Source organism: Clostridium arbusti SL206, from assembly GCF_000246895.1.
Classification (GTDB): Bacteria; Bacillota; Clostridia; order Clostridiales; family Clostridiaceae; genus Clostridium_I; species Clostridium_I arbusti.
On sequence record NZ_BAEV01000160.1, the window covers coordinates 1 to 4670 of the forward strand.

Annotated in this window: 5 protein-coding genes and 1 pseudogene; 4 read left to right on the forward strand and 2 right to left on the reverse strand. The window is 28.3% G+C overall.

From position 1 onward, the window contains the following. Nucleotides 1–292, forward strand: a pseudogene (locus RH99_RS17610) (ABC transporter substrate-binding protein); the annotation flags it as partial. A gap of 112 nt (nucleotides 293–404) precedes the next feature. Here RH99_RS17610 and RH99_RS17615 read toward each other — a convergent pair. Further along, on the reverse strand, nucleotides 405–668 hold the full coding sequence (locus RH99_RS17615; protein ID WP_010241409.1) for a hypothetical protein: 264 nt from the start codon (nucleotides 666–668) through the stop codon (nucleotides 405–407). A gap of 310 nt (nucleotides 669–978) precedes the next feature. Between RH99_RS17615 and RH99_RS17620 the strand changes: the two genes are divergently transcribed. Beyond that, entirely contained in the window at nucleotides 979–1401 is a 423-nt protein-coding gene (locus RH99_RS17620) for an HIT family protein (protein WP_010241411.1), read from the forward strand. Nucleotides 1402–1966: 565 nt separating this feature from the next. On the opposite strand, the gene RH99_RS17625 is transcribed toward RH99_RS17620, so the two are convergent. Then, nucleotides 1967–3370 carry an MATE family efflux transporter gene (locus tag RH99_RS17625; protein ID WP_010241412.1) on the reverse strand — a complete coding sequence of 468 codons (1404 nt, stop codon included), beginning with the start codon at nucleotides 3368–3370 and terminating at the stop codon, nucleotides 1967–1969. 411 nt (nucleotides 3371–3781) lie between these two features. Here RH99_RS17625 and RH99_RS20065 point away from each other — a divergent pair, with 411 nt between their 5' ends. Next, nucleotides 3782–3886 (forward strand): CAT RNA binding domain-containing protein, encoded by a 105-nt coding sequence (locus tag RH99_RS20065; RefSeq protein ID WP_373854743.1) that lies wholly within the window; start codon nucleotides 3782–3784, stop codon nucleotides 3884–3886. A 41-nt stretch (nucleotides 3887–3927) separates the two neighbouring features. Then, nucleotides 3928–4617 carry a BglG family transcription antiterminator LicT gene (gene licT / locus RH99_RS17630; protein ID WP_373854744.1) on the forward strand — a complete coding sequence of 230 codons (690 nt, stop codon included), beginning with the start codon at nucleotides 3928–3930 and terminating at the stop codon, nucleotides 4615–4617. Nucleotides 4618–4670 lie beyond the last annotated feature (53 nt).

The window sequence follows — 4670 nt, forward strand, 5'->3', positions numbered from 1 at the left end:
AAATGCTATTTATAAAGGACAGAAATGGGTAAACAGCAACAGTGACGCAACAGTAGCTGAAAATATTAAATCATTTTTCCCTGGAACTGATGTAAAACTTATAGAACAAAATGTTAAAAACTATAGAGCTGTAAATGCCTATGCACCTAACCCTATAATAAAAGAAGCAGATGTGAATAGGCTTATGGATATAATTCAAGGATACAATGCAAATCTTATTAAGAAAAGACCAGCTTTTAATAAACTAGTAAATACTGATTTTGCTAAGAAGGCTGTGGAACAGGTTAAATAGGTATCATATTCCGTTGAATGATTTTCATATTTATGATATTTAAATTTTTGTCTTGAATATTCGTATATATCAAGAATTTCATCCAGCGGAATATGTGCTTAATATTTTATAATCATTGCTTATTTTTAGCTGATTTATTAACTCTAGTTCTTGATGCTTTTTTCTTTACAATAGTCTCATTAACTTCTATGTCAATCCCGAACAAATCTGAGATATCCGTTTCATCAATAACTCTGCGGCCTTTAGCTTTTGATTTTTCAAGTAAAGTCTGTGTCTTCTTACTAACTGTTTCTGAAATGAGTTCCTCCAAATTAATATTCCTAAGCATAAAAAATATACCTGGTTCATCGTCAAGTCTTGCCCCAACTCCATACAAAACTACTGCATAATTTAAATATTAAACTGTGTCCATCTTTAATTATTTTGACAGTAATTTTAATTAACACAGATGAGCTGTTACTAGAATCTTTATAACAGCTATCTATAAATGGTATTGTCTGTGATTTTTTATTATAGTTTACATTTCCAATATATTTTTTTATATTATAATAACATATACAATTCTGAATTTTATAATGAATAGTCATACTCTAATATTTTATGATATAATGTATATGCAGGTTAGTAATAGACAAAGTTGTTAACGTGTGCATTGATTAGATTTATATTATGAGGAGGAAAAATATATGAGCTTTGATGAAAAATGTTTTTATTGTTCTAAAAACAAAGATTTAGACTCACTTATGATTAAAATTTGTGATCTAAATGTATCAACAGTATATTTATTTAAAGAACAAACTTATAATGGAAGATGTAATGTAGTTTATAAAGAGCACAAAAGTGAGATTACAGATCTTACAGAGGATGAAGCTGCTGCTTTTATAAATGATGTTCGTAAGGCGGCAAAAGCAATCCATAAAGCGCTTAATCCAGATAAAATAAATTATGGAGCATTTGCAGATACTATGAAGCATTTACATATTCACATAGTACCAAAGTATAAAGGGGGGCCATCTTGGGGAAAAACCTTTGATATGAATCCCGCAAAAACTTTTTTATCTGAGGAAGAATATGAAAAGTTAATCGTAAATATAAAAAATAACTTATAAACTCGTAAGGTTGAAGCAGGATTTATAATAGCACATTTGAATAAAAAAATCTTTTATTCAAATGTGCTATTAATTAGGCAAATGTAGAATTTAAAATTAAATAATGTGGATGATTTTTAAAAAATTCTTTAAAATGTGCAAAAAAATAGACATGACAAAAAACCTTTTGCTAAAAAGGCATGAGGAGCATTTGGGGATGTATTGAATCAAAAATATGTTTAATTATGCTATTTTAAAAAGCTTAATTATTCTTCTTATAATGTATTCTGATTTGTTTATTGTATGTTCCAGATTACTTATTTTTTATCTTTCTAGTTGTACTTATTATCTTACTCTTTTTATTCTTAGAAAAATTTGCTTCTAATATTACTATTCATGTATATGCTATGCATAGACATACACATGAATTCTCAAAGTATACAGTATTTTCATCATATTTTATCTATAAACCTAAATAAGTCGATACTTTTAAAACCTCTATCTAGAAGTAGTATAATTTCGTAATTATATGAAGTTATAAGCTATTTAAATTCTTTTATTCTATGTTTTGCATGTTTGATTTTTGTTATCTTTTCCATTTTTTTATAGATATATCCGAAACATTTGTTTGATGTACTAGATGGACAATATTAGTATTAGTCAAACAGGAATAACTTCTTCGATGTTTAATACAAAGTGGAACCTCATAAGCCAGCATAACTATCCATCCAGCAAGGCAACTTAAAGCAATTCCAACAATTCCAAACTTAGGAGCTAATAAATAGGCAAATACAACTCTACCAACTATTTGTATAAAGGTTGATTTCAGCGTGATTTTAAGGTCACCCATTCCCCTAAAGTACCCTTGTATTCCATTTGTCCAGCTTGGCAATAAATAAAAAAATGCCATCATTTGAAGATATATTATGCCAAGTTCAACAACTTTTGAATTTTTTTCTGAAACAAAAAGATTCATTATGGAATGTGCCCCAAAGTATATTATACCAACAATTATGCACCAATATAAAGTTTCAATTTTCATTCCAGACCAGAAACCGCCTTTTATGCGTTCCTGTTTTTTGGCTCCACGATTTTGAGCTAAGAATGTAGTCATTCCATTACTAATGCTTTGTTCTGGTGTAAATGCAAAATCATCTACACGATTTACCGCATTAAAAGTGGCGATTGCTTCTACTCCAAGTGGATTAACGGCCCCTTGAATTAAAAACTTTCCAACATAGAGACAGGTTTGCTGCATGGCTGTAACCCAGCTATAATTAATAGTGGCTTTTAATAGACCTTTATCTAATACAATTTCTTTCTTTGAAAAACGAAGTATAGGTACCTTTAGATAAACATAGGTGATACAAAGTACGCTGGAAATCATTTCTGCTGTTAAAGTAGCAAGTGCTGATCCCGGAACGCCCATCTTAAATAATACAACAAAAACCATATCCATTATTACATTTAAAAAAGAAGAAATAATTAGAAATATCAATGGTATTTTTGAATCGCCAATACTTCTAAGCGTAGCGGCATAAACGTTATATAAGAAAGTAAATATAAGCCCTAAAAATATAATTCTGAGATAATTTGCAGCATCTGATAATATTTCTTTTGGTGTCCTTATTAATTCTAAAATTGGTTTAGTTATAATTATACATATAATTATTAAGACTACGGTAAAGATAAATCCACCTATCATGGTTGTGGATACTTCACGTTTAAGCTTTTTTATATCTCCTTTACCAAAATATTCGCTCATTAAAACTGAGGCACCCATACAAATCCCCATAATAAAAAACATTACAATATTCATAATTGGATTTGCAATACCAACAGCTGCCAAGGCATTTGTTCCAACAAACCTTCCTACAATAATGGAATCTGCGGCATTATAGGTAAGCTGAAAGAAATTTCCAAGTATTAAGGGCACTGCGAACTTAACTAAATGTTTAGAAATATTTCCATTTGTCATATCTGTTATCAAAACTAACGTCACCATCCAATCTAAAATATGTATTACTAAGTAAATTATTTAATGTACACGTGAACAATTTTAAATATAGAATATAGCTTGTAATCGTTCACCTAGAGTTTATAACAGGAGTATCTATACCATCTTCTATAAATTATAGCTTATCAGCATATAATAAACAATATCTAATGGTGTAGAAAGTATTAAATAATCTTAGGAAACTTATAAATATGAAAAAAATTTTATTGACAGAAATGTTAGAATATGATATCGTTATCATAACAAATCAATAATTGTTATATGGATTGCTACTGGTAATGCAGGCTTGACCACCTTTATTAATAATGTTTTATTATTTAGGGTGTGGTTTTTTTGTGTATAATTGTTTGAGATTAGTTATGATTAAGTAAGAAGGGAAAAGTAATGAACATAGATAAAATAATAAATAATAATTTAGTTCGTGCCTTTCATGATAATAACAAGGAAGTCATTGTTATGGGATGTGGTATTGGGTATAAAAAAAGATAGGCGAAATTATTGATGAAAAAAAGATTGAAAAGGTCTATGCAATTGAAAACAAGAATGTTTCTGATAAGCTGATGACTTTATTATCAGAAATTCCTTTGGAACATGTTCAAGTTTCTAATGAAATTATTTCCTATGCCAAATATTCACTTGGTAAGAAACTAAATGATAATATTTATATATCACTTACAGATCATATTAATTTTGCTATTGAAAGGTTAAATCAAGGGTTGAATTTTAAGAATGCGTTGTTGTGGGAAATTAAGAGGTTTTATAATCATGAGTTTTTAATCGGTAAGGAAGCTTTGCAGATTATCAAGAAACGATTAAATATAGATTTGCCAGAGGATGAAGCTGGATCTATTGCGCTGCATATTGTAAATGCAGAATTGAATTCAAATAATATTGATCAAACTCTAGATATCACTAAGTTAATACAAAATGTTTTAAATATTGTAAAATATCATTATAAAATAGATTTAGATGAATATTCACTTCATTATGAACGATTTATTACTCACTTAAAATTCTTTGCAGAAAGAATATTTAGTGGAAAGGAAATCGAAAGTGATGATAAAAGCTTCTGTGAAATAATTAAGAATAGATACAAAGATACTTATAAGTGTACTGAAAAAATTTCAGATTATATTTTAAAAGAATTTAATCATAAACTGACAGAAGAAGAGATGATGTACTTAACAGTACATATTAGGAGAATTACAACACAAATATAACAAGAGATTGTTATTGGTAATTTATTATAGATATTAATAGACACTAAAAAATT

Coding starts and splice junctions, on each gene's coding strand:
- RH99_RS17620 (WP_010241411.1), top strand. CDS start 979: ATGAGCTTTGATGAAAAATGTTTTTATTGTTCTAAAAACAAAGATTTA.
- RH99_RS20065 (WP_373854743.1), top strand. CDS start 3,782: ATGAACATAGATAAAATAATAAATAATAATTTAGTTCGTGCCTTTCAT.